Origin of the sequence: Streptomyces sp. H27-H5 (assembly GCF_026627505.1) — a bacterium.
Classification (GTDB): domain Bacteria; phylum Actinomycetota; class Actinomycetes; order Streptomycetales; family Streptomycetaceae; genus Streptomyces.
Genome location: NZ_JAPNLK010000115.1, coordinates 1 through 20,592, shown reverse-complemented (window position 1 = coordinate 20,592; position 20,592 = coordinate 1). Strand labels below are relative to the sequence as shown.

17 protein-coding genes and 2 pseudogenes are annotated in these 20,592 nt (G+C 71.2%); 11 read left to right on the top strand and 8 right to left on the bottom strand.

From position 1 onward, the window contains the following. Window positions 1-123: 123 nt before the first annotated feature. Complete coding sequence (locus OTB19_RS36290) at window positions 124-1,506, bottom strand: glycine--tRNA ligase (RefSeq protein ID WP_267803014.1); 1,383 nt, start codon at window positions 1,504-1,506, stop codon at window positions 124-126. Between the two features lie 166 nt (window positions 1,507-1,672). Between OTB19_RS36290 and OTB19_RS36285 the strand changes: the two genes are divergently transcribed. Genes OTB19_RS36285 through OTB19_RS36270 form a run of 4 tightly spaced genes read left to right on the top strand, consistent with a single transcriptional unit; the run spans window position 1,673 to window position 4,820 of the window. After that, window positions 1,673-2,653 (top strand): metal ABC transporter substrate-binding protein, encoded by a 981-nt coding sequence (locus OTB19_RS36285; RefSeq protein WP_267803012.1) that lies wholly within the window; start codon window positions 1,673-1,675, stop codon window positions 2,651-2,653. A 29-nt stretch (window positions 2,654-2,682) separates the two neighbouring features. Further along, on the top strand, window positions 2,683-3,474 hold the full coding sequence (locus OTB19_RS36280; RefSeq protein ID WP_267803019.1) for a metal ABC transporter ATP-binding protein: 792 nt from the start codon (window positions 2,683-2,685) through the stop codon (window positions 3,472-3,474). After that, on the top strand, window positions 3,474-4,337 hold the full coding sequence (locus OTB19_RS36275) for a metal ABC transporter permease (RefSeq protein WP_078999354.1): 864 nt from the start codon (window positions 3,474-3,476) through the stop codon (window positions 4,335-4,337). Before OTB19_RS36280 ends, OTB19_RS36275 begins: the two co-directional genes overlap by 1 nt. A gap of 51 nt (window positions 4,338-4,388) precedes the next feature. Then, window positions 4,389-4,820 (top strand): Fur family transcriptional regulator, encoded by a 432-nt coding sequence (locus OTB19_RS36270; RefSeq protein ID WP_078999356.1) that lies wholly within the window; start codon window positions 4,389-4,391, stop codon window positions 4,818-4,820. Window positions 4,821-4,970: 150 nt separating this feature from the next. Here OTB19_RS36270 and OTB19_RS36265 read toward each other — a convergent pair whose 3' ends face one another. The 5 genes from OTB19_RS36265 to leuA all read right to left on the bottom strand — a co-directional run bounded on the left by OTB19_RS36265 (window position 4,971) and on the right by leuA (window position 11,771). After that, a complete protein-coding gene (locus OTB19_RS36265) occupies window positions 4,971-5,795 on the bottom strand; it encodes an isoprenyl transferase (RefSeq protein WP_053681972.1) in 825 nt (274 codons plus the stop codon). 11 nt (window positions 5,796-5,806) lie between these two features. Next, window positions 5,807-6,553: a DNA repair protein RecO gene (gene recO, locus OTB19_RS36260; protein ID WP_053681973.1), complete on the bottom strand. Its 747-nt coding sequence runs from the start codon at window positions 6,551-6,553 to the stop codon at window positions 5,807-5,809. Between the two features lie 123 nt (window positions 6,554-6,676). Next, window positions 6,677-8,284, bottom strand: a complete 1,608-nt coding sequence (locus OTB19_RS36255; protein ID WP_267803009.1) for a nucleobase:cation symporter-2 family protein — start codon at window positions 8,282-8,284, stop codon at window positions 6,677-6,679. A 632-nt stretch (window positions 8,285-8,916) separates the two neighbouring features. Next, window positions 8,917-9,612, bottom strand: coding sequence for a TerB family tellurite resistance protein (locus OTB19_RS36250; protein WP_267803007.1), 696 nt, complete (start codon window positions 9,610-9,612; stop codon window positions 8,917-8,919). 395 nt (window positions 9,613-10,007) lie between these two features. Continuing rightward, window positions 10,008-11,771, bottom strand: a complete 1,764-nt coding sequence (gene leuA / locus OTB19_RS36245) for a 2-isopropylmalate synthase (RefSeq protein ID WP_267803006.1) — start codon at window positions 11,769-11,771, stop codon at window positions 10,008-10,010. Window positions 11,772-12,136: 365 nt separating this feature from the next. Here leuA and OTB19_RS36240 point away from each other — a divergent pair, with 365 nt between their 5' ends. The 4 genes from OTB19_RS36240 (at window position 12,137) to OTB19_RS36225 (ending at window position 15,262) form a co-directional block, all read left to right on the top strand. After that, on the top strand, window positions 12,137-13,201 hold the full coding sequence (locus tag OTB19_RS36240; RefSeq protein WP_267803004.1) for a M4 family metallopeptidase: 1,065 nt from the start codon (window positions 12,137-12,139) through the stop codon (window positions 13,199-13,201). A 28-nt stretch (window positions 13,202-13,229) separates the two neighbouring features. Next, entirely contained in the window at window positions 13,230-13,499 is a 270-nt protein-coding gene (locus tag OTB19_RS36235; protein ID WP_267803003.1) for a protealysin inhibitor emfourin, read from the top strand. Window positions 13,500-13,587: 88 nt separating this feature from the next. Continuing rightward, window positions 13,588-14,400 carry a GNAT family N-acetyltransferase gene (locus OTB19_RS36230; protein ID WP_267803001.1) on the top strand — a complete coding sequence of 271 codons (813 nt, stop codon included), beginning with the start codon at window positions 13,588-13,590 and terminating at the stop codon, window positions 14,398-14,400. A gap of 193 nt (window positions 14,401-14,593) precedes the next feature. Next, window positions 14,594-15,262 carry an SAM-dependent methyltransferase gene (locus tag OTB19_RS36225; RefSeq protein ID WP_420716981.1) on the top strand — a complete coding sequence of 223 codons (669 nt, stop codon included), beginning with the start codon at window positions 14,594-14,596 and terminating at the stop codon, window positions 15,260-15,262. Between the two features lie 26 nt (window positions 15,263-15,288). Here the strand turns inward: OTB19_RS36225 and era are convergent, their stop codons facing one another. Both era and OTB19_RS36215 read right to left on the bottom strand, forming a co-directional pair. Next, window positions 15,289-16,239, bottom strand: a complete 951-nt coding sequence (era, locus tag OTB19_RS36220) for a GTPase Era (RefSeq protein ID WP_053682004.1) — start codon at window positions 16,237-16,239, stop codon at window positions 15,289-15,291. 1,570 nt (window positions 16,240-17,809) lie between these two features. Continuing rightward, window positions 17,810-18,862 carry a GlxA family transcriptional regulator gene (locus OTB19_RS36215; RefSeq protein WP_267802999.1) on the bottom strand — a complete coding sequence of 351 codons (1,053 nt, stop codon included), beginning with the start codon at window positions 18,860-18,862 and terminating at the stop codon, window positions 17,810-17,812. Between the two features lie 19 nt (window positions 18,863-18,881). Here OTB19_RS36215 and OTB19_RS36210 point away from each other — a divergent pair. The 3 genes and pseudogenes from OTB19_RS36210 to OTB19_RS36195 form a co-directional block, all read left to right on the top strand. Then, window positions 18,882-19,118: pseudogene (locus tag OTB19_RS36210) on the top strand (MFS transporter); the annotation flags it as partial. Window positions 19,119-19,513: 395 nt separating this feature from the next. Continuing rightward, window positions 19,514-20,038, top strand: coding sequence for a DUF6879 family protein (locus OTB19_RS36200; protein WP_267802996.1), 525 nt, complete (start codon window positions 19,514-19,516; stop codon window positions 20,036-20,038). Between the two features lie 18 nt (window positions 20,039-20,056). Continuing rightward, window positions 20,057-20,491 (top strand): annotated as a pseudogene (locus OTB19_RS36195) (helix-turn-helix domain-containing protein); the annotation flags it as partial. Window positions 20,492-20,592 lie beyond the last annotated feature (101 nt).

Sequence of the window (20,592 nt, the reverse complement as noted above, 5' to 3'; positions counted from 1 at the left end):
TTCCTCCCCACCGGCCTCCCCATCGGCAGTCCCGAGGACTGCCTTACCTGCGCCGGCACCCTCTACCTCGGCAGCCCGGCCTGACCGGCCCAACCCCCCTCCACGAACTTTCGCGGTGCAGCACTAGCAGCCGAGCAGACGGCTGCCGAGGTAGCTCTGGATCTGGTCCAGGGAGACGCGCTCCTGCTTCATGGTGTCGCGCTCGCGCACGGTCACCGCGTTGTCGTCCAGGGTGTCGAAGTCGACGGTGACGCAGAACGGCGTGCCGATCTCGTCCTGGCGACGGTAACGGCGGCCGATGGCGCCCGCGTCGTCGAACTCGATGTTCCAGTTCTTGCGCAGGTCGGCGGCGAGGCCCTTGGCCTTCGGCGACAGCTGCGGGTTGCGGGACAGCGGCAGGACGGCGACCTTGATCGGGGCCAGGCGCGGGTCGAAGCGCATCACGGTGCGCTTCTCCATGACGCCCTTGGCGTTCGGGGCCTCGTCCTCGTTGAACGCGTCGAGCATGAAGGCGAGCATGGCGCGGTTGACACCGGCCGCCGGCTCGATGACGTACGGGGTGTAGCGCTCGCCGGCCTCCTGGTCGAAGTACGACAGGTCCTGGCCGGAGGCGGCGGAGTGGGCCTTGAGGTCGAAGTCGGTGCGGTTGGCCACGCCTTCGAGCTCGGAGAACTCATTGCCACCGAAGTTGAAGCGGTACTCGATGTCGGCGGTGCGCTTCGAGTAGTGGGACAGCTTCTCCTTCGGGTGGTCGTACCAGCGGATGTTCTCCTCGCGGATGCCGAGGTCGCGGTACCAGTTCCACCGCTCCTGCATCCAGTACTCCTGCCACTGCTCGTCCTCGCCCGGCTTGACGAAGAACTCCATCTCCATCTGCTCGAACTCGCGCGTGCGGAAGATGAAGTTGCCGGGGGTGATCTCGTTGCGGAAGGACTTGCCCATCTGCGCGATGCCGAAGGGAGGCTTCTTGCGGGAAGTCGTCTGCACCTGGGCGAAGTTGGTGAAGATGCCCTGGGCGGTCTCCGGGCGCAGGTACGCCTTGGATCCGGTGTCCTGGGTCGGGCCCAGGTGGGTCTCCAGCATGCCCGAGAACTGCTTGGGCTCGGTGAACTGGCCCTTCACACCACAGTTGGGGCAGTTGATGTCGGCAAGACCGTTGGCGGGCACGCGGCCGTGCTTGGCCTCGTACGCCTCCTCCAGGTGGTCCGCGCGGTGGCGCTTGTGGCAGGAGGTGCACTCGGTCAGCGGGTCCGAGAAGGTGGCGACGTGGCCGGAGGCCACCCACACCTCGGGGGCCAGAATCACGGAGGAGTCGATACCGACGATGTCCTCACGCCCGGTGACCATGGCCTTCCACCACTGGCGCTTGATGTTCTCCTTCAGCTCGACACCGAGCGGGCCGTAGTCCCAGGCGGCCTTGGAGCCGCCGTAGATCTCACTGCACGGGAAAACGAAGCCACGGCGCTTGCTCAGGCTGACGATGGTTTCGATCTTGTCGGCGGCCACGGTGCTCTCTTCATTACGAGGACGAACGGCGAAGCCTTTAGGTTACCGGCGCCCGCACCCCCCCTTTCAAATCGGGATGCCCTTCCCCGGCCCCCGGACGGCCCGCGCGGGCTCCCCCCACCAGGGTTTTTGACAATCGTTTCCATCTTTGATGAAAATGGATGTCATGAACGTACGACGCCTCATACCCGCCGCAGCCCTCGCCGGCGCCGTCGCCCTCGGCGCGACGGCCCTCACCGCCTGCTCCGGAGCCAGTGCCGCCGGAGGGAACACGGACGGCAGGCTCGCCGTGACGGCGTCGTTCTACCCCATGCAGTTCCTCGCCGAGCGGATCGGCAAGGAGCACGTGGCGGTCACCACCCTGACCAAGCCGGGTGTCGAACCGCACGATCTGGAGATCACGCCCAAGCAGACGGGCCGACTCGGCGAATCCGACGTGATCCTCTACCTCAAGACGCTGCAACCCGCCGTGGACAAGGCCGTCGCCCAGTCCGGCGTGAAGAACGTCGTCGACGCCGGCACCCTCACCGCGCTGGAGGCGCACGCCGCCTCCGGGCACGACGACCACGACCACGCGGCCGGCGACCACGCGGCCGAGGGCGAGGAGCACGACCACGGCGGCGCCGGCAAGGACCCGCACGTCTGGCTCGACCCCGCCAAGTACGCGGAGATCGCCAAGGGCGTCGGCGCGGCCCTGGGGAAGGCCGACCCCGCGCACGCGGCGGACTACGAGAAGAACACCGCGACGCTGGTCACCGAACTGGGCTCCCTGGACACCGAGTTCAAGGACGGCCTGAAGAACACGGCCTCCAAGACCTTCATCACCACGCACGCCGCCTTCGGCTACCTCGCCGAGCGGTACGGGCTCGACCAGGAGGGCATCTCCGGCATCGACCCCGAGTCCGAGCCCAGCCCGGCCCGCATGAAGGACCTCCAGGGCGTCGCGGCCAAGGACAAGGTGACCACCGTGTTCTTCGAGACGCCGGCGGGCGACAAGACGGCCAAGGCCCTCGCGACGGACACCGGCCTGAAGACCGACGTCCTCGACCCGCTCGAGGGAATCACCGACAAGTCCCAGGGCGCTGACTACTTCGAGGTCATGCGGTCGAACCTGAAGAACCTCCAGAAGGCCCTCGGAGCCAAGTGATGACAGCAGCAGCAACGGAGGCGCGCGCCATGCAGTCCACGTCGGGTCAGACAACGGACCAGCCCGTCATATCCCTGCGCGGGGCCACGGCCTCGCTCGGCTCGCGCCCCGTGCTGCGCGGGATCGACCTCACCGTCCGGCGCGGTGAGGTCGTCGCCCTGCTCGGCGCCAACGGCTCCGGGAAGTCCACGGCCGTGCGTGCCGTGGTCGGCCAGGTCCCGCTGACCGACGGCGCGCTGTCCCTCTTCGGAACCGAGTTCAGGCGCTTCCGCCAGTGGTCCCGCATCGGCTACGTCCCGCAGCGCACCACGGCCGCCGCCGGCGTCCCGGCCACCGTCCGGGAGATCGTCTCCGCCGGCCGCCTGGCCCGCTCCCGCTTCGGGGTGCTGCGCAAGGCCGACCGGACCGCCGTCGAGCGGGCACTGGCCCTGGTCGACATGGACACGTACGCCGACGCCTCGATCAACGCGCTCTCCGGCGGCCAGCACCAGCGGGTGCTCATAGCCCGGGCACTCGCCGTGGAACCCGAACTGCTGATCATGGACGAGCCGATGGCCGGCGTGGACCTGGCGAACCAGGAGGTCCTCGCGAACGCGCTGCGGCACCAGGTGGAGGCCGGGACGACCATCCTGCTCGTCCTGCACGAGCTGGGCCCGTTGGAGCCGCTGATCGACCGGGCCGTCGTCCTGCGCGACGGCTGCGTGATGCACGACGGCCCGCCCCCGGAGGCCGTGGGCCAGCACGCCCTCCCCGGCCACGACCACGTACACCCCCACGCGGCGCACGACGCCGAGCCCCTCCGGACGGGACTGCTGAGCTGATGGACCTCCTGACCTACCCCTTCATGGTGCGGGCGCTGATCGCGGCCGGTCTGGTCGGCCTGACCGCCCCCGCCATCGGCACGTACCTCGTCCAGCGCCGCCAGGCCGTCATGGGTGACGGCCTCGGCCACGTCGCGATGACCGGCGTCGCGTTGGGCTTCGTCCTCCACACCAGCCCCGTGTGGATGGCCACCCTGGTCGCGGTCGTCGGCGCCGTCGGCATGGAGCTGATCCGCTCCCGCGGCCGGACCAGCGGCGACGTCGCGCTCGCGATGCTCTTCTACGGCGGCCTGGCCGGCGGAGTCATGATCATCAATCTGGGCGGCGGGTCCACGACCATGCTGCTCGGGTCGATGTTCGGCTCGATCACCACGGTCGCGTCCGAGGACGTCATCGCCATGGTGATCCTGGCCGCCTTCGTCCTCGCCGTCACGATCGGTCTGCGCCGGCAGTTGTTCGCCGTCTGCCAGGACGAGGAGTTCGCCCGGGTCACCGGGCTGCCGGTGCGCGCGCTGAACCTGCTGATCGCGATCACCGCGGCCGTCACCGTCACCGTCGCGATGCGGATCGTCGGCCTGCTCCTGGTCAGCGCCATGATGGTGATCCCGGTCGCGGCCGCCCAACGCATGACCCGCGGTTTCGCCACGACGCTGGGCCTGGCCATCGCGATCAGCGTCACCGTCGCGCTGACCGGCACGGCCGCCACGTACTACGTCGAGGCGCCCTCCGGCGCCATGATCGTGCTGCTCGCCATCGCCGTCTTCATGGTGATGACGGCCCTGTCCACCCCCCTGGCCCGGCGCCGGGCCAAGGCCGCCCGGAGCGCCGAGGAGGTCTGTACGCGCGACGATGTGAAGGTCTAGGAGTCTCGGCCGCCTGGCACAATGGGCCGAGGCCGAAACGAGGAGGAACCGGTGGCGACTGCGCCTGGCGAGATGAATACCGCGCCAGTACGAGGACGATCCACCCGGCAGCGGGCGGCCGTGGCGGCGGCACTGGACGAGGTGGACGAGTTCCGCAGCGCCCAGGAACTCCACGACATGCTCAAGCACCGCGGCGATTCCGTGGGCCTGACCACCGTGTACCGCACCCTGCAGTCCCTCGCCGACGCGGGCGAGGTGGACGTGCTGCGCACCAGCGACGGCGAGTCCGTCTACCGCCGCTGCTCCACCGGCGATCACCACCACCACCTGGTCTGCCGCAAGTGCGGCAAGGCGGTCGAGGTGGAGGGCCCGGCCGTGGAGAAGTGGGCGGAGTCCATCGCGGCCGAGCACGGCTACGTGAACGTCGCCCACACCGTCGAGATCTTCGGCACCTGCGCCGACTGCGCGGCCGCGGCCGGCTAGCGCAGGTTCCGGTCCAGCACGGCCCGGGGGCCGGCGGCGGGGAAGAACAGCCTGCGCGGTGGCGGTACCGGTCACCGCGACCGGCCCGTCCGGTTGCGCCGAGGGCCCCCTATCCGTGTTCATGAAAGGGAGCCCCTCGGCGGTATCCGGTCAGGCGGAGGCGCCCGGCTCCCCCTGGTTCGGTACGGCGCCGCCGAAGCGGCGGTCGCGCTGGGCGTACTCCAGGCAGGCCGCCCACAGGTTCCGGCGGTCGAAGTCCGGCCACAGCACGTCCTGGAACACCATCTCGGCGTACGCGCTCTGCCAGAGCAGGTAGTTGGAGGTCCGCTGCTCGCCGCTCGGGCGCAGGAAGAGGTCCACGTCGGGCATGTCCGGGTAGTACATGTACTTCGCGAAGGTCTTCTCGTTGACCTTCGACGGGTCGAGCCTGCCGGCCGCGACGTCACGGGCGATGGCCTGCGCCGCGTCCGCGATCTCCGCGCGGCCGCCGTAGTTGACGCAGAAGTACAGGGTCATCGCGTCGTTGTCGACGGTCTGTTCCTGGGCGACCTGGAGTTCCTGGACGACCGACTTCCACATCTTGGGCATGCGGCCGACCCAGCGGATGCGGATGCCCAGTTCGTTCATCTCGTCGCGACGACGGCGGATGACGTCGCGGTTGAAGTTCATGAGGAAGCGGACCTCGTCGGGCGAGCGCTTCCAGTTCTCCGTCGAGAAGGCGTACAGGGAGAGGTTCTTGACGCCCATCTCCAGGCAGCCCTTGAGCACGTCGAGGACGACTCCCTCGCCGACCTTGTGGCCCTCGGTGCGCGGCAGTCCGCGCTCCTTGGCCCATCGGCCGTTGCCGTCCATGACCACGGCCACGTGGTTCGGGACCAGCTCGCCGGGGATCTTCGGCGGGCGCGCACCGGACGGGTGCGGCTCGGGAACCTTGTACTCCCGGCGAGAGCGTCCCAGAATGCCGCGTCGTGCCATGTGTCCAGCTCCTATTTCTCGACGTATCGCAGGGAGCGTAGCCCGCGCTCCAGATGCCAGTGCAAATAGGCCGAGACCAGCCCGCTGCCCTCCCGCACGTGACGCGCCTCGCAGGCGTCCGCGTGACCCCAGTCGCCCGTCAGCAGCGCGCTGAGCAGAGCGATGGCCTCAGACGAGGGTACGACGCTGCCGGGTACGCGGCAGTCTCCGCATATCACCCCGCCCGCGGCGACGGAGAAGTGCCGGTTGGGGCCGTGGATCCCGCACTTCGCGCAGTCGTCGAAGCTCGGCGCGTAGCCGTTGACGGCGAGGGAGCGCAGCAGGAAGGCGTCGAGGATGAGGTGGGGTTCGTGTTCGCCGCGCGAGAGCGTGCGCAGTCCGCCGACGAGCAGCAGGTACTGCTGTACGGCGGGTTCGCCCTCGTTCTCGGCGAAGCGTTCGGCGGTCTCCAGCATCGCGGTGCCGGCGGTGTAGCGGGCGTAGTCGGTGACGATGCCGTTGCCGTACGGAGCGATGATCTCGGTCTGGGTGCAGAGCGGCAGGCTGCGGCCGATCAGCTCGCTGCCCCGGGCGAAGAACTGCACGTCGGCGTGGGAGAAAGGTTCCAGCCCGGCGCCGAACTTCGACTTCGTGCGCCGTACGCCGCGGGCGACGGCCCGCACCCGGCCGTGGCCTCGGGTGAGGAGCGTGATGATGCGGTCCGCCTCACCCAGCTTCTGGGTGCGCAGCACGATGCCGTCGTCGCGGAACAGACTCATGGCCCCATTGTCACCTGTACGGGGACCCGCGCGGGGACGCCTGTACGAGGGGAACGGCGCGGCCCTCCGCCCGGACCGGGGTCCGGGCGGAGCGCCGTCGGGTCGTCGGGCCTCGGGGGCGGATCAGCCGGCGGGCGCCGCCGCACCGTCCGCCGTGTCGGGCGCTCCCGCGGCGCCGGGCGCATCCGTCGCGTTCACCTTGTCCGCCGCGTCGACCCTGTCCGCCGCGTTGGCCTTGTCCGCCGCGTTGGCCTTGTCCGGCCCGTCCGCCTTGTGCGCGGCGGCCAGGGCGACCGGCGCGTCCGCCTGGGCGGGCAGCACGACCTCCGGGGCGGCGGCGTCGGGGGCGGTGTTCGGGTCGGCGTGCGGATCGCCCTTGCCCAGGCCGTTGAAGAGCAGGTTCATCACGATCGCGGCCGTGGCGCCGAGGGTCACACCGCTGTTGAGGAGCGAGGCGAGGTCCACGCTCATGTGCTTCTCGAAGAAGGCCGGGACGGTCGCCGGGAAGAGCGCGAAGGCGAGGGCGACGCCGACGATCAGGGCGTTCTTCTCCTCCTTGAGGTCCACCTTGCCGAGGGTCTGGATGCCGGCGAGGGCAACCATGCCGAACATCACGGTGGCGGCGCCGCCGAGGACGCCGGGCGGGATCGCGGCGACGACCGCGGCGGCCTTGGGCAGCAGACCCAGGATGATCATGATCACGCCCGCCGCGACGACCACGAACCGGCTCTTGACCTTGGTGACCCGGACCAGTCCGACGTTCTCGGCGAAGGCCACGTACGGGAAGGAGTTCAGCAGGCCGCCGATCGCGGTGGCGGCGCCGTCGGCCCGCAGCGCCCGGGCGACGGTCTCGCTGTCGACGTCCTTGCCGACGATCTCGCCGACCGCGTAGGTGTCACCGGTCGTCTCGACCATGGTGATCAGCATGACGATCAGCATGAGAAGGATCGGGAACCACTCGAACTTCGGGGCGCCGAAGTGGAAGGGCGTCGTGACGCCGATCCAGTCGGAGTGGCCGACGGCCGCGAACTTCGCGTCACCGAGGGCGAAGGCGACGAGCGTGCCGCCGACCAGGCCGAGCAGGACCGCGATGCTGGAGACGAAGGGACGGCCGAGACGCATCATCAGGAGGACGAAGAGCATGGTGGCAACCGCGTAGGCCAGTTGCTTCGGGTCCCCGCCGTCGCCGACCAGCGGCGCGCCGCCGACCACGTCCTTGAGGGCGACCGGGAGCAGGACGATGCCGAGGATGGTGATCACCGTGCCGGTCACCACCGGCGGGAAGAGCGACATCACGACGCGGAAGACGCGTGCGGGCATCCAGGCGAAGGCGAAGGTGGCGATGCCGGCCGTGATGACGGCTCCGTAGATCACCAGCAGGGCGGCCGTGCCACCGCCGGCGCCCAGCCCGATGGCGATCATCGGGGAGACGGCGGTGAAGGTGACGCCCTGGACGATCGGCAGTCGGGCGCCGATCCGGCCCACGCCCCAGGCCTGGATGATCGAGGCTATGCCGCAGGTGAAGAGGTCCGCGTTGATCAGGTAGACCAGTTGCTCGGGACTGAGCTTGAGCGCGCTGCCGACGAGGATCGGAACGATCACGGCACCGGCGTAGAAGGCGAGTACGTGCTGGAAGCCGTACAGCGCCAGCTTGGGGAGGGGGAGCACCTCGTCGACCGGGTGCGAGCTCTGCTCTCCGTTGACGGAAAGCCGGGCGGCGACACGTGCCATCTCTGCCTTGCCCTTCGATAGGTAGGTAAACGAGAGGAGATCTGGTCATCCCTGGCCGGAGTGGGTCGCGAACCCGTTGGTCCGCCGGGATGTCAGTGAATTCACGTGCATCGAAGCCCCGTTGTGTTACCGGCGGCGTCTCGTCGTGTGACCGGAATTGAACGCCTGTGGGGGCGCTCACAGATATCGTCGACTTCTACAAAGTGTTGACGTTCCGGGAGCTGCGATCTGGAGCTTCCTCCACTGGCGGGAACGCGCGGGGGGCGGCTAGGGCCGGCGGCCCACGAAGGCCGCATCCCGCGCCGGGCGCGCACTGCGCTCGCGCCAAGTCCCCGGCGATGACCTGCGCGGACCGCCTTCGCCGTGGTTCGACACGGCAAAGCAGAGCGCATGATTCCAGCCACCGGGCAGGGCGGCGCCCCGCTCGCGGAGGGGCCGGTTCCATCCCGTGGCACGGGTCGCGCGGCGCTCCGGTTCGGCCCCGCGAGGCCGGATCGTTACGTCGAGGAGGGGCGCGGCGACCGGTTTCGGATGCGATCGGGGCGGGCGGGACACACGGTGTCCGGACGCGGCCGGAGCGGGACGGGACGGGTCACAGCGCGCCGGATCGGAACGGGCCGGGTCGGGCCGGGCTACGGGGCCCGGACCGCCGACAGCAGTCGTGCCACCTCGTCCGTGTCCATCCGCAGCGCGGCGCCCACGGTGGCCAGCACCTCGCGCTCGGCCGGGGTGTACGGCCCGTCGGCGAGGGCGATCCGCGCGCCCTGGAGCAGCAGCGAGACGCGGCCCGGGCCGGCCAGGTGCGGGGCCAGCGGTTCCAGGGTCTCGTGGAGCTCTATCGACAGCGCGGCCCCGCGGCACTCCGGGCCGTCGTACAGCCCCAGTCGGCCCTCGTCGGCGGCCAGGGCGTCCACGAGGGACTCCAACTGCTCCTCGGTGCAGTCCTGGAACCCGGCGGACCGTACGGCCGACACGGCGGCCTCCAGCGTGCTCTGGGAGGCGGTTCCGCCCGCCGCCAGCACGGCGAGGGTCACCGTGTGGACCGCGTCGCGCAGCATCGACGAGAAGCGGGTGGTGGTCAGGTGGTCCAGCACGTCGGTGTCGTAGCGTTCCCGGCAGGCCTGACACTCGACGACGGGCCCGGCCTGGCCGCGCGGCAGCAGCGGGACCCCGAGGACGGTGAACCTGCGGCGGCCGGTGCGGCGGCGGTAGTTGCGGTCACCCCCGCAGCCGGGGCAGAAGAACTCCCCGTCGCCCACCGTGCTCCAGGTGGTCCGGATGCCCCAGGCCGTCAGCTTCCGGCCGTCCCCATCCCGAGCTGGCAGCACGTCGCACCTCCGTAACTCCCCCGTGGCCCTTCGGGCACGGGCGGGACCCCCTGGCACCATCGCCCGGGTTGGCGTGATGTTAGCCACATCGGTGAGGATGCGTCAGTCGTGTGACAAGACAACATCCCCCGGATCCGGGACTTGGCCGATCTCCGCCTGCCCGATTCCGGCCCGCCCGGGCGGCGTTTGGCCTGGCGGCGCAGGGGGTGTCGGCCCCGCGCGGTGGCTCGCGCCGGATCGCGCGGCGGGCGGGATCCGCGTCAACGTCGTGGCCGCCCGCACCATCCGGACGGAGCGGCGCGGAGGTCACGCCGATGACGTCCGGCTCCCCCGTGACGCGCGGAACCCCGCCGCTCCGATGGGAGCGGCGGGGTTCCGGACGGGGGCGGGGAGGGTCAGCGGCCCGCGCGGTTGACGGCGGAGATGACCGCCTTCAGGGAGGCGCGGGTGGTGTTGGCGTCGGTGCCGATGCCCCACAGGACGCGGCCGTCGATCGCGCACTCGATGTACGAGGCGGCCACGGCGGAGGCGCCCTCGCTCATCGTGTGCTCGGTGTAGTCCAGCAGGCGGGCGTCGATGCCGATGCCGGCCAGGGCGTCGAAGAAGGCCGAGATCGGGCCGTTGCCGGTGCCGGTCAGCACGGCGTCGACGCCGTCCACGACGGCCTCGACGGTCAGGGTGTCCGTGCCGTCCTTGTCGGTGGCCGTCGAGCCGGAGCGCAGCTGGATGCGGCCCCACGGGTTCTCCGGGTTCGGCAGGTACTCGTCGGAGAACACGTCCCAGATCGCCTTCGGCGTGACCTCGCCGCCCTCGGCGTCGGTCTTGGCCTGGATGATCCGGGAGAACTCGATCTGCATGCGGCGCGGCAGGTCCAGCTTGTGGTCGTTCTTCAGGACGTAGGCGATGCCGCCCTTGCCGGACTGCGAGTTGACGCGGATGACGGCCTCGTAGGAACGCCCGACGTCCTTGGGGTCGATGGGCAGGTACGGGACCGCCCACTCGATGTCGTCGACCGTCTTGCCGGCGGCGGCCGCGTCGGCCTCCATCGCGTCGAAGCCCTTCTTGATGGCGTCCTGGTGGGAGCCGGAGAAGGCGGTGTAGACCAGGTCGCCCGCGTAGGGGTGGCGCGGGTGGACCTCCATCTGGTTGCAGTACTCGCTGGTGCGACGGATCTCGTCGATCTGCGAGAAGTCGATCTGCGGGTCGATGCCCTGGGAGAACAGGTTCATGCCCAGCGTGATCAGGTCGACGTTGCCGGTGCGCTCGCCCTGCCCGAACAGGCAGCCCTCGATACGGTCGGCGCCGGCCATCAGGGCCAGCTCGGCGGCGGCGACGGCGGTGCCGCGGTCGTTGTGCGGGTGCACGGAGATGCAGATGTGCTCGCGGCGGGTCAGGTTGCGGGCCATCCACTCGAAGCGGTCTGCGTGCGTGGACGGCGTCGAACGCTCCACGGTGGCGGGCAGGTTCAGGATGATCTCGCGGCCCTCGCCCGGCTGCCAGACGTCGCAGACGGCCTCGCAGACCTCCAGGGCGAAGTCCAGCTCGGTGTCGGTGAAGATCTCCGGGCTGTACTGGTAGCCGAAGGTGGTCTCCGGGCCCAGCAGCTTCTCCGCGTACTCCATGACCAGGCGGGTGCCGTCGACGGCGATCTGCTTGATCTGCTCCTTCGAGCCGCGGAAGACCACGCGGCGGAAGGTGGGGGCGGTCGCGTTGTACAGGTGGACGGTCGCGCGCCGGGCGCCGACCAGGGACTCCACGGTCCGCTCGATCAGGTCCTCGCGGGCCTGGGTCAGTACGGAGATGGTGACGTCGTCGGGGATCGCGCCCTCTTCGATGATGGAGCGCACGAAGTTGAAGTCGGTCTCGCCGGAGGACGGGAAGCCGACCTCGATCTCCTTGTAGCCCATGCGCACCAGCAGGTCGAACATCTCGCGCTTGCGGGCGGGGGTCATCGGGTCGATCAGCGACTGGTTGCCGTCGCGCAGGTCGGTGGACAGCCAGCGGGGGGCCTGGGTGACGCGGGCGTTCGGCCAGGTGCGGTCCGGGATCTCGACCTGCTCGTAGAAGCCGTACTTGTGCACCGGCATCCCGGAGGGGCGCTGGGTGTGGGTCGCGTTCGTGATGGGCGTGGGGCGAGCGACAAAAGGCTGCTGACTCATGGCGTAGGGCTCCTCGCGTGTCCGCGTGTAGTTCGCTGGGACGGCCGACGGGCGGTCGCAAAACCGCAACACCAAACTCCGCGGGGAGGGGGCCGGCCTACGACTACAGACCCTCGCCGCGGCAGCTAAGGAGAAGCAGCCCGAAACGCATGATGGATCGAGCCTAGCCGAGCCGCGCCGTGATGCGAGGACCTGTTTCAGTATGCAAGACCGGGTGGTCCGATTTGCACCGTTTGTGAGGTAAAGCTCTTTCCTGGCCGCCAGGTCCGGGCGATCCGTCAACATGACGCGGACGCTTTCAGACAACCGAATGAATCATGGTCGCTGCTAGTGACACTGCCATCACGCACTGCCACATTGCCCGCATGGACGCCACTCACCACCCCGCGCACCCCGTCTTCTGCACGGTGGTCCCGCCCCACCTCCTCGACCGCATCGCCCGGTCCGAGGACACCCGTCGCGCCGACGCCGCGCAGCGCACCCTCGAACGCGACTCCCTGCTGCGTACCCGGCGCCGGGTCACCGCCGTCCGGGGCGTCGCCCCGGCGCTCGGCGCACCCGTCTCCGACGAACCGCGCCGCACCGTCCACGACGCGCTGCACCGCACCCGGCTCCCCGGGACGAAGGTGCGCGGGGAGGGCGACGCCCCGACGCGGGACGCCACCGTCAACCGCGCGTACGCGGGACTGGGCGCCACCCACGAACTCTTCCTCAAGGGCTTCGGCAGGCGCTCGATCGACGACGCGGGGCTGCCCCTGGACGCGACCGTGCACTACGACGAGGACTACAACAACGCCTTCTGGGACGGCCGCCAGATGGTCTTCGGCGACGGGGACGGGGACCTCTTCCTCGACTTCACGGTGTCGGTGGACGTGATCGGCCACGAGCTGACCCACGGCGTCACCCAGTACACGGCCAACCTGGAGTACCGGGGCCAGCCGGGAGCCCTGAACGAGTCGATGTCCGATGTCTTCGGCTCCCTGATCAAGCAGTGGTCGCTGGAGCAGACGGCGGACCAGGCGGACTGGCTGATCGGCGCGGGGCTGCTGGGACCCCAGGTCAGCGGGGTCGCGCTGCGCTCGATGAAGGCGCCCGGCACGGCGTACGACGACGACGAGCTGGGCAAGGACCCGCAGCCGGCGTCGATGGACGACTACGTCCGCACCCACAGCGACAACGGCGGCGTGCACATCAACTCCGGCATCCCGAACCACGCCTTCTACATCGTGGCGACCGAGCTGGGCGGCAAGTCCTGGGAGCGGGCCGGGCGGATCTGGTACGACACCCTCACCGGCGGGGGGCTCGCCGCGGACGCGCAGTTCGCGGACTTCGCCCGGCTCTCGACGGCGGCGGCCGTCGCGCGCTACGGGGACGGCGGGCCCGAGCACCAGGCGCTCCAGAAGGCGTGGTCGACGGTCGGCCTGGGGTAGGCGGCCGATCCGGGGTAAGAAGGCGGTCATGCGGATTCTGGTGGTGCGGACGGGCGGTTTCGCGGGCATCGAGCGCCGGGCCGAGGTGGACACCTCGGGCCGGCCGGACGAGGACGAGTGGCGGCGGCTGGCCCGACAGGCCCTGCTGTCCGGTCCGCCCGGACACGGGCCGGACCGGGTTCGGGACGGCTTCTCGTACCGGATCACGGTGGACGGGCGGACGGTGTCCTGCGCGGAGCCGTACCTGTCGGACGCCCAACGCGATCTGATCTCGCGCGTGCTGAAGGAGGGCGCGTAGGCCGCCCCTCGGGGTGTCTGCGGTGCTCCCCCGGTGATCCCCCGGTAATCGGGAGGCCCGCGAGCCGGCGCTTTGCTTGGATCGGCGGATGACCACAGAGATGCTTTCCGCCCTGGAGCGGTATTACGACACGGTCCCGCGCGTGGGCGGAGCCCGGGCCGAGGACTTCGGGCCGCTCACCCTGTTCGTGCGGGAGGGCGAGGGGTGGCCGTACTACGCGCGCCCCTCGCTCGGCGGACCCGAGGCCTCCGCGGCCGACGTGGAGCGGGTGCTCGCCCGCCAACGGGAGCTGAAGGTGCCCGAGGCCTTCGAATGGGTGGCCGAAAACAGCCCCTCGTTGCGGGCCGCGGTGGAGGCGGCGGGACTGCGCGTCAGCTCCCATCCGCTGATGGTGCTGGAGTCCGTGCGGCCGACCCCGGCCCATCCGGACGTACGGGTCCTCGGCGCGGACGACCCGCTGCTGGCGGCCGCGGTGACGGTGCCGATGCTGGCGTTCGCGGCCCCGGGCACCGCGCTGGGCGAGGCCGGGCCGACCGAACTGGCGGCGGCGCTGACGGATCCGACGGTGGAACCGCGCCGCGCGCGGGTCTCGGGTCAGCTCGCCTCGGGCGGCACGGGGATGGCCGCGGCCGTACGGGACGGCGTGGTGCTCTGCTCGGGCCAGTACATCCCGGTGGGCGACGTCGCCGAGGTCGTCGGCGTCGGCACCCTCCCGGCGGCGCGCCGGCAGGGCCTGGCCCTCGCGGTGACGGCGGCCCTGGTCGAACAGGCGCTGGCGGGCGGGGCCCGGACGGTGTTCCTGTCGGCGGGAGACGAGGACGTGGCGCGGATCTACGGCCGGATCGGCTTCCGCCGCGTGGCGACGGCCCTCATCGCGGAGCCCGTCCCACCCGCGCAGTAGCCCCTCGGATCCGGCCGGCGGGGGCCGGGCGCGGTGCGGCGCATGCCCGTCCGGACGGGCGCGCGGTTGCCGAAACGGCAAGAGTGTTTGGCGCTTCGGGGTGCCCGGGCGGAGCATCGGCGACACAGGCACCCGGACGGTCGGGGCCTGGCCCGTACCCTTCCCCGCGAGACCGCGAGAGACCGAGGTTCCCGTGTCCGACCACGTGCACACCGACGCCCAGCCGCCCACCCCGGAGCCCGGTGTCACGGGCGAGGAGTTCTGGGACGGCCGCTACCGGGAGAACGACCGGATCTGGAGCGGCGAGGCCAACGCCGCCCTGGTTCGCGAGGCTGCGGACCTCGCCCCGGGCCGGGCCCTGGACCTCGGCTGCGGCGAGGGCGGCGACGCCGTCTGGCTGGCCCGGCGGGGCTGGCGGGTGACCGCGACCGACATCTCCGGGGTGGCCCTGGAACGAGCGGCCTCGCACGCGGCGGACGCCGGCGTCGGCGACCGGGTGGAGTGGCAGCGGCACGACTTCGCGCACTCGTTCCCGGCCGGCGAGTACGACCTGGTCTCCGCCTGCTTCCTGCACTCGTACGGGGACTTCCCGCGCGAGCGGATCCTGCGCCGGGCGGCCGCCGCCGTGGCCCCCGGCGGAGTCCTGCTGATCGTCGGCCACGCGGGCTGGGCGCCCTGGCAGGAGCCGCCGGTCGAGGGCGTCCGCTTCCCGAAGCCCGCCGAGGTCGTCGCGGACCTGGAGCTGCCCGACGGCGCCTGGGAGGTGCTGCTGGCCGAGGAGCACGAACGGGCCCAGAGCCGGCCTGACGGCCGGCCCGGGACCCGGTTGGACAACGCGGTGAAGGTCCGCCGGCTGCCCTAGTGCGTCTCTCCTCGCCCTGATCGAGGTCAGAAGCCGAGCTTGCGCAGCTGCTTGGGGTCGCGCTGCCAGTCCTTGGCGACCTTCACGTGCAGGTCGAGGAAGACCGGGGTGCCGAGCAGCGCCTCGATGTGCTTGCGCGACTTCATCCCGACCTCCTTCAGGCGGGAGCCCTTCGGGCCGATGATGATGCCCTTCTGGCTGGGCCGCTCGATGTAGACGTTCGCGTGGATGTCCAGCAGCGGGCGGTCCGCCGGGCGGTTCTCCCGGGGGATCATCTCCTCGACGACGACGGCGATGGAGTGCGGGAGCTCGTCCCGTACGCCTTCCAGCGCGGCCTCGCGGATCAGCTCCGCGACCATCACCATCTCGGGCTCGTCGGTGAGGTCGCCCTCCGGGTACAGCGGCGGGCTCTCGGGCAGCAGCGGCGCGATCAGGTCGGCCAGCAACTGGACCTGGCTGTCCCCGACGGCCGAGACGGGGACGATCTCGGCCCACTCGAAGCCGAGCTCGGCGGCGAGCTGGTGGATGGCCAGGAGCTGTTCGGCGAGCTGCTTGGACTCGACCAGGTCGGTCTTCGTCACGATGGCGATCTTGGGGGTCTTCTTGATCCCCGCGAGTTCCTTCGCGATGAACTTGTCTCCGGGGCCGAGCTTCTGGTCGGCCGGCAGGCAGAAGCCGATGACGTCGACCTCGGCCCAGGTGGAGCGGACGACGTCGTTGAGGCGCTCGCCGAGCAGGGTGCGCGGCTTGTGCAGGCCGGGGGTGTCGACCAGCACCAGCTGGGCGTCCGGGCGGTGCACGATGCCGCGGACCGTGTGGCGCGTGGTCTGCGGCCGGTTGGAGGTGATCGCGACCTTGGTGCCCACGAGCGCGTTGGTCAGGGTCGACTTCCCCGCGTTGGGGCGGCCGACGAAGCATGCGAAGCCCGCGCGGTGCGGGGCGGTGGGCTCGGGGGAACGATCGCTCATACGGGCCATTCTCCCCGATGCGGCTCCCAGCGCCGACCAGCCCACCGCCAGGACGGTCGAAGCGCCCGCCAGGAGGGTGGCCAGGAGGGGGTGCGCGGCATGCTCGACGGCGCCCTCGGCGGTGGCCCCCGGGGCCTGCGCCCGGATCGTCAACCGGGTCCACTCCAGGGCGGGCGGGCCGTCCCACCTGCTGCTCAGCCGCACGTCCTGGCCCGGCAGCAGCTCGGCCGGCAGGCCGGTGAGGGCCCGCCGCGACAGGGTGCGACCGAAGGCTCCGGAGACGGTGAGGACGGCGTGGGGCCGGAGGGTGACATTGCCCCGGTTGTGGAGCGTGTACGTGACCTCGGCGCGTCCGTCGCTCCCGCCGACCCGGACGTCCCGGACGGCGAGGGCGGGCGCGGTCGGCCCGGTGACCCGGAGGTAGAGGCGGGCCGCGACCGCCTGTCGCACGTCGACGCCCGCGCCGGCGTCCGCCGGTCGGTCCTCCAGGGCCACGACGGCTCCGGGATGGTCCCCCGGCTCGGCCCGGTCGGGGACGGTGACGGTGAACCCGACGTCGACCGATCCCCGGGCCGGCACGGTCACCCGCTCCCGCGCGAGCGCGGTCCAGGCGGCGGTGGCGCGACCCGGCTCGTCGAGGCCGCGGACCGCGAAGCCGCCGTCGCGGGCGGTGTTGTGGGCGTCGGCGGCCTTCCGGGTGCCCTGCGAGGGCGGCGCGGCGTCGACCACCGCGGCGGCATCGACCACCGCGGCGGCATCGATCACCGTGTAGGCGGCCGGCCCCGATCCGCCCTGCGCCGACCACGCCGTGCCCTCGTACGCGACCACGCCCGTCGTCCCCTTGTCGGTGACCGGCAGCTCGGCCCGGACCACGCCCCGCTCGTCGGCGGTGGCGGCCACCCGGTCGGCGGTCTCGGCGGCGCCGGTCCGGCCGGCCACCGTGACGGCCGCCCCCGGGGCGAAGCCGGAGCCGGTGACGGCGACCCTCGCGCCCGGCTTCCCGAACGCCGTCCCCAGCGTGAGCGCGCGCGGGTTGGCCGTCGGCAGCGGGGCGGCCGTGAGGCGTTGGGACACGGGGGCGGGACCGGCCGCGGTGCACGTGGTGTCCAGGTCCACGGGGTGACCGGTGTGCAGGGTGTAACCGCCCGGGGCGAGGGTGATCCCGCCGGGCGCGGTGACGGTGAAGGTCCCGGTCATGGTCACGCCCGGCAGGGTCGCGCCCGCCGGCACCGCGTCGTTGCGTCGGACGCCCACCACGGTCACCTCGCCGCTCTGCGCGCCCGCGAGCACGATCCGCCCGCTGGGGGTCACCGCGTCGGCGGGCAGTTCGGTCGCGGCGGGGTTCACGGCGGGGGTCGCGGCGATCCGGTACGTCACGGTGACGGTGTCGCCGACCTTCGGGGCGGGGTCGTCGACGCTGATCCGGGCCGTCGTCGGACCGTCGGCGGGCGACAGCCCGGCCTCCTGGGGCGGGAGGCAGTGGGTGGGGAACTCCACCTGCCCGGGGGCGGCGGCTCGCTCTCGGCGGCGGCCGGCGTTCCCCCGGTCGTGGCGGCCAGCAGGGCCACCACGCCGCCGCTCACGGCGACGGCCGCCGCCCACCGTCTGTCGCGCGCCCCGGCCCGACCGGCCCGCCCGCCCCGACCGACCCCACCAGGGCGCCCGCTGCCCGGAACGTGCGCCGGTACGCCGTCGGGCTCACCCCCAACGCCGCCTGCACGTGCTTGCGCAGCGACTGCGCCGTCCCGAAGCCCGCCTCGCGCGCCACCTGCTCCATCGCCAGTTCCGTGCGTTCCAACAGGCGCCGGGCGCGCTCCACCCGCTGCCCGACGATCCACTCCCCCGGGCTGACCCCGGACTCCTCGCGGAAGCGGCGCGTGAACGTCCGTACCGACATGGACTCCTGCCGCGCCAGGTCGCTCAACCGGATCGGCTCGTGCAGCCGGTCGAGCATCCAGGCACGCGCCGCCGTGGTGCCGGCCGACGGCGCTTCGGGGACCGGACGTTCGATGAACTGCGCCTGCCCGCCGTCCCGGTGGGGCGGTACGACGGTCCGCCGGGCCACCTCGTTGGCCACGGCCGCGCCGTGGTCGCGGCGGACGATGTGCAGGCACAGGTCGATGCCGGCGGCGACCCCGGCGGAGGTCAGCACGTCCCCGTCGTCGGTGTAGAGCACGCCGGGGTCGACCCGCACGGCCGGGAAGAGCCGCTGGAAGTGCTCGGCGGAGGCCCAGTGGGTGGTCGCCCGGCGGCCGTCGAGGTAGCCGGCGGCGGCGAGGACGTAGCCCCCCGTGCAGATGGAGACCAGCCGGGTGCCGGGTCGGATGTGGCCGAGGGCCGCGCCGAGCGGCTCGGTCAGCCGCCCCTCCTTGTACACCGGCCCCAGCTCGTACGAGGCGGGCACCACCACCGTGTCGGCGGTGGCCAGCAGCTCCGGACCGTGCTCGACGTCGACCGCGAAGTCGGCGTCCGTGGCCACCGGTCCGGGACGGAGCGCGCAGGTGAGGGTCTCGTAGAAGGGCCGCCCGGCCGGGTCCTTGGCGTACCCGAAGATCCGGTGCGGGATGCCGAGTTCGAAGGGCAGCAGCCCGGCGAGGGCGAGGACGACGACACGGTGCGCACGGGGCTCCATGGCCCGATCGTATCGAAGCATGTCGTTCAGGCCACTGTCGGGCGCCGCCCGCGGGCCGGAAGCTGACTGCGTGACGCAGACAGCCTCCACACCCGCCCCCACGCCCGCCGCCGTGCCCGTCGCCCCGCGGCGGCCGGGGCGCGTGCACCGCGCCTGGTTCGCCGCGGCCGTCGCCTTCGTGACGATCATCGGCGCCGCCGCCTCCGCCTCCCTGCCCGGCCTGCTCATCGAGCCACTGCACGAGGAGTTCGCGTGGTGATGCTTGGGGGAACCATCATCGAGAGCCGCTGATCAGATGCGGGAGACTCCCCCACCACCCTGGACGGTACTGCCCTTTCCTCTGCCGAACACTCCGGTTCCGGCCCCCTTGACCAGCGCTGTCCGGCAGAGTGAAGGTCGTGCAACCAGGCGCAACGCGCTCGACAGGGAGGGACACCATGGCCTTACGGTTCGTCGGTAAAGACCCCGAGTCCGGAGATCACGGATCACCCGCTGTGTGGGTGGACCAGGAGTCGAAGGATCTTGTGATCCAGGGGTGGACGGCAGACGAGCGGACCACGGGCGAGAGCTCGCGGGATGTGCCGATCCCCGGGCATGAGTCGGTGATCAGGGTTCCGAAGCGGATGATCCCGCTTCTCAGGGAGGCGCTCCGTGTCGCAGAGTCTGACTGACTTCTCTGACCTCATCAGGTCAGTGCAGGAGTCAGCCGTGCATCTTGAGATGCGCGACACGTACGGCGTTGAGAACGAGATCGAAGGCTTCGCCGCATGGAAGCAGGGGCGTCGGCTCGACCCGGAGGACCAGGCTTCGTGGTGGCGTCCCTGGCTCGACCTCGTCCAGGAGGTCACGGCCAAGGGTGTTGTCATCCGACGTGCCCGCATCGTCTCGGAGCCAGTCAGCGATTACATCGCCTTCGAGCACTCCGGCACCTTCACGAACGTCGCGGCCGGTGAGCAGATCCGTTGGCTGCCCCGTCGCAACGCCTCGGACCTTGCCTTGCCGGGCAACGACTTCTGGTTGTTCGACGGCCGCCTTGTCCAGTTCAACGTCTTCGACGGAGTCGGCCGGTGGGTCCACACTGACCAGACGGAAGACCCTGCCGCAGTTGAGCTGTGCGCGTCGGCGTTCGAAGCCGTGTGGGAGCGAGCCATCCCGCACGAGAAGTACGCCGTCTGATTCCTGACCGGTCAGCTCATGCCTTCCTCTCCACTCTCCAGCGCCCAAGCGGCACGAGCCGCTGTGGCTGCCCGCTTGCAGGGCCTCATGCAAGACGCTGGCCTGACAGGGCATGAGCTGGCCGCTCTGTGCGGCTGGCACAAGTCGAAGTCCTCCCGGATCGCGCGGGGCAAGACACCGCCCTCGGACGCTGACATCCGTGCCTGGTGCGCTGCCTGTGGGGCCGACGATCACGCGGCCGATTTGATCGCCGCGTCCCGAAACGCTGAGTCGATGTACGTCGAGTGGCGGCAGATCCACCGTGACGGGATGCGGCGCGTTCATGAGCAGACTGTCCCGCTGTACCAGCGGACTCGCTCCTTTCGCGTGTACGCCTCGAACGTCATGCCGGGGATGCTCCAGACCCCCGGCTACGGACAGGGCTTCTTGTCAACGGACAGTGGGACATCCGGGTGAGCGGACAGTTCAGATCCCTGTGCACGGACAGCTGATCTCCTCGTCCGGTATGACTATTCATCCCGCTGATGGAGGCCCGTGCGGGTGTCCGTGGCCCG

Coding starts and splice junctions, on each gene's coding strand:
- OTB19_RS36275 (WP_078999354.1), top strand. CDS start 3,474: ATGGACCTCCTGACCTACCCCTTCATGGTGCGGGCGCTGATCGCGGCC.
- OTB19_RS36235 (WP_267803003.1), top strand. CDS start 13,230: ATGCGGATTCTGGTGGTGCGGACGGGCGGTTTCGCGGGCATCGAGCGC.
- OTB19_RS36240 (WP_267803004.1), top strand. CDS start 12,137: ATGGACGCCACTCACCACCCCGCGCACCCCGTCTTCTGCACGGTGGTC.
- OTB19_RS36255 (WP_267803009.1), bottom strand. CDS start 8,284: ATGGCACGTGTCGCCGCCCGGCTTTCCGTCAACGGAGAGCAGAGCTCG.
- OTB19_RS36215 (WP_267802999.1), bottom strand. CDS start 18,862: ATGGAGCCCCGTGCGCACCGTGTCGTCGTCCTCGCCCTCGCCGGGCTG.
- OTB19_RS36285 (WP_267803012.1), top strand. CDS start 1,673: ATGAACGTACGACGCCTCATACCCGCCGCAGCCCTCGCCGGCGCCGTC.
- OTB19_RS36265 (WP_053681972.1), bottom strand. CDS start 5,795: ATGGCACGACGCGGCATTCTGGGACGCTCTCGCCGGGAGTACAAGGTT.
- OTB19_RS36230 (WP_267803001.1), top strand. CDS start 13,588: ATGACCACAGAGATGCTTTCCGCCCTGGAGCGGTATTACGACACGGTC.
- leuA (WP_267803006.1), bottom strand. CDS start 11,771: ATGAGTCAGCAGCCTTTTGTCGCTCGCCCCACGCCCATCACGAACGCG.
- era (WP_053682004.1), bottom strand. CDS start 16,239: ATGGCCCGTATGAGCGATCGTTCCCCCGAGCCCACCGCCCCGCACCGC.
- recO (WP_053681973.1), bottom strand. CDS start 6,553: ATGAGTCTGTTCCGCGACGACGGCATCGTGCTGCGCACCCAGAAGCTG.
- OTB19_RS36280 (WP_267803019.1), top strand. CDS start 2,683: ATGCAGTCCACGTCGGGTCAGACAACGGACCAGCCCGTCATATCCCTG.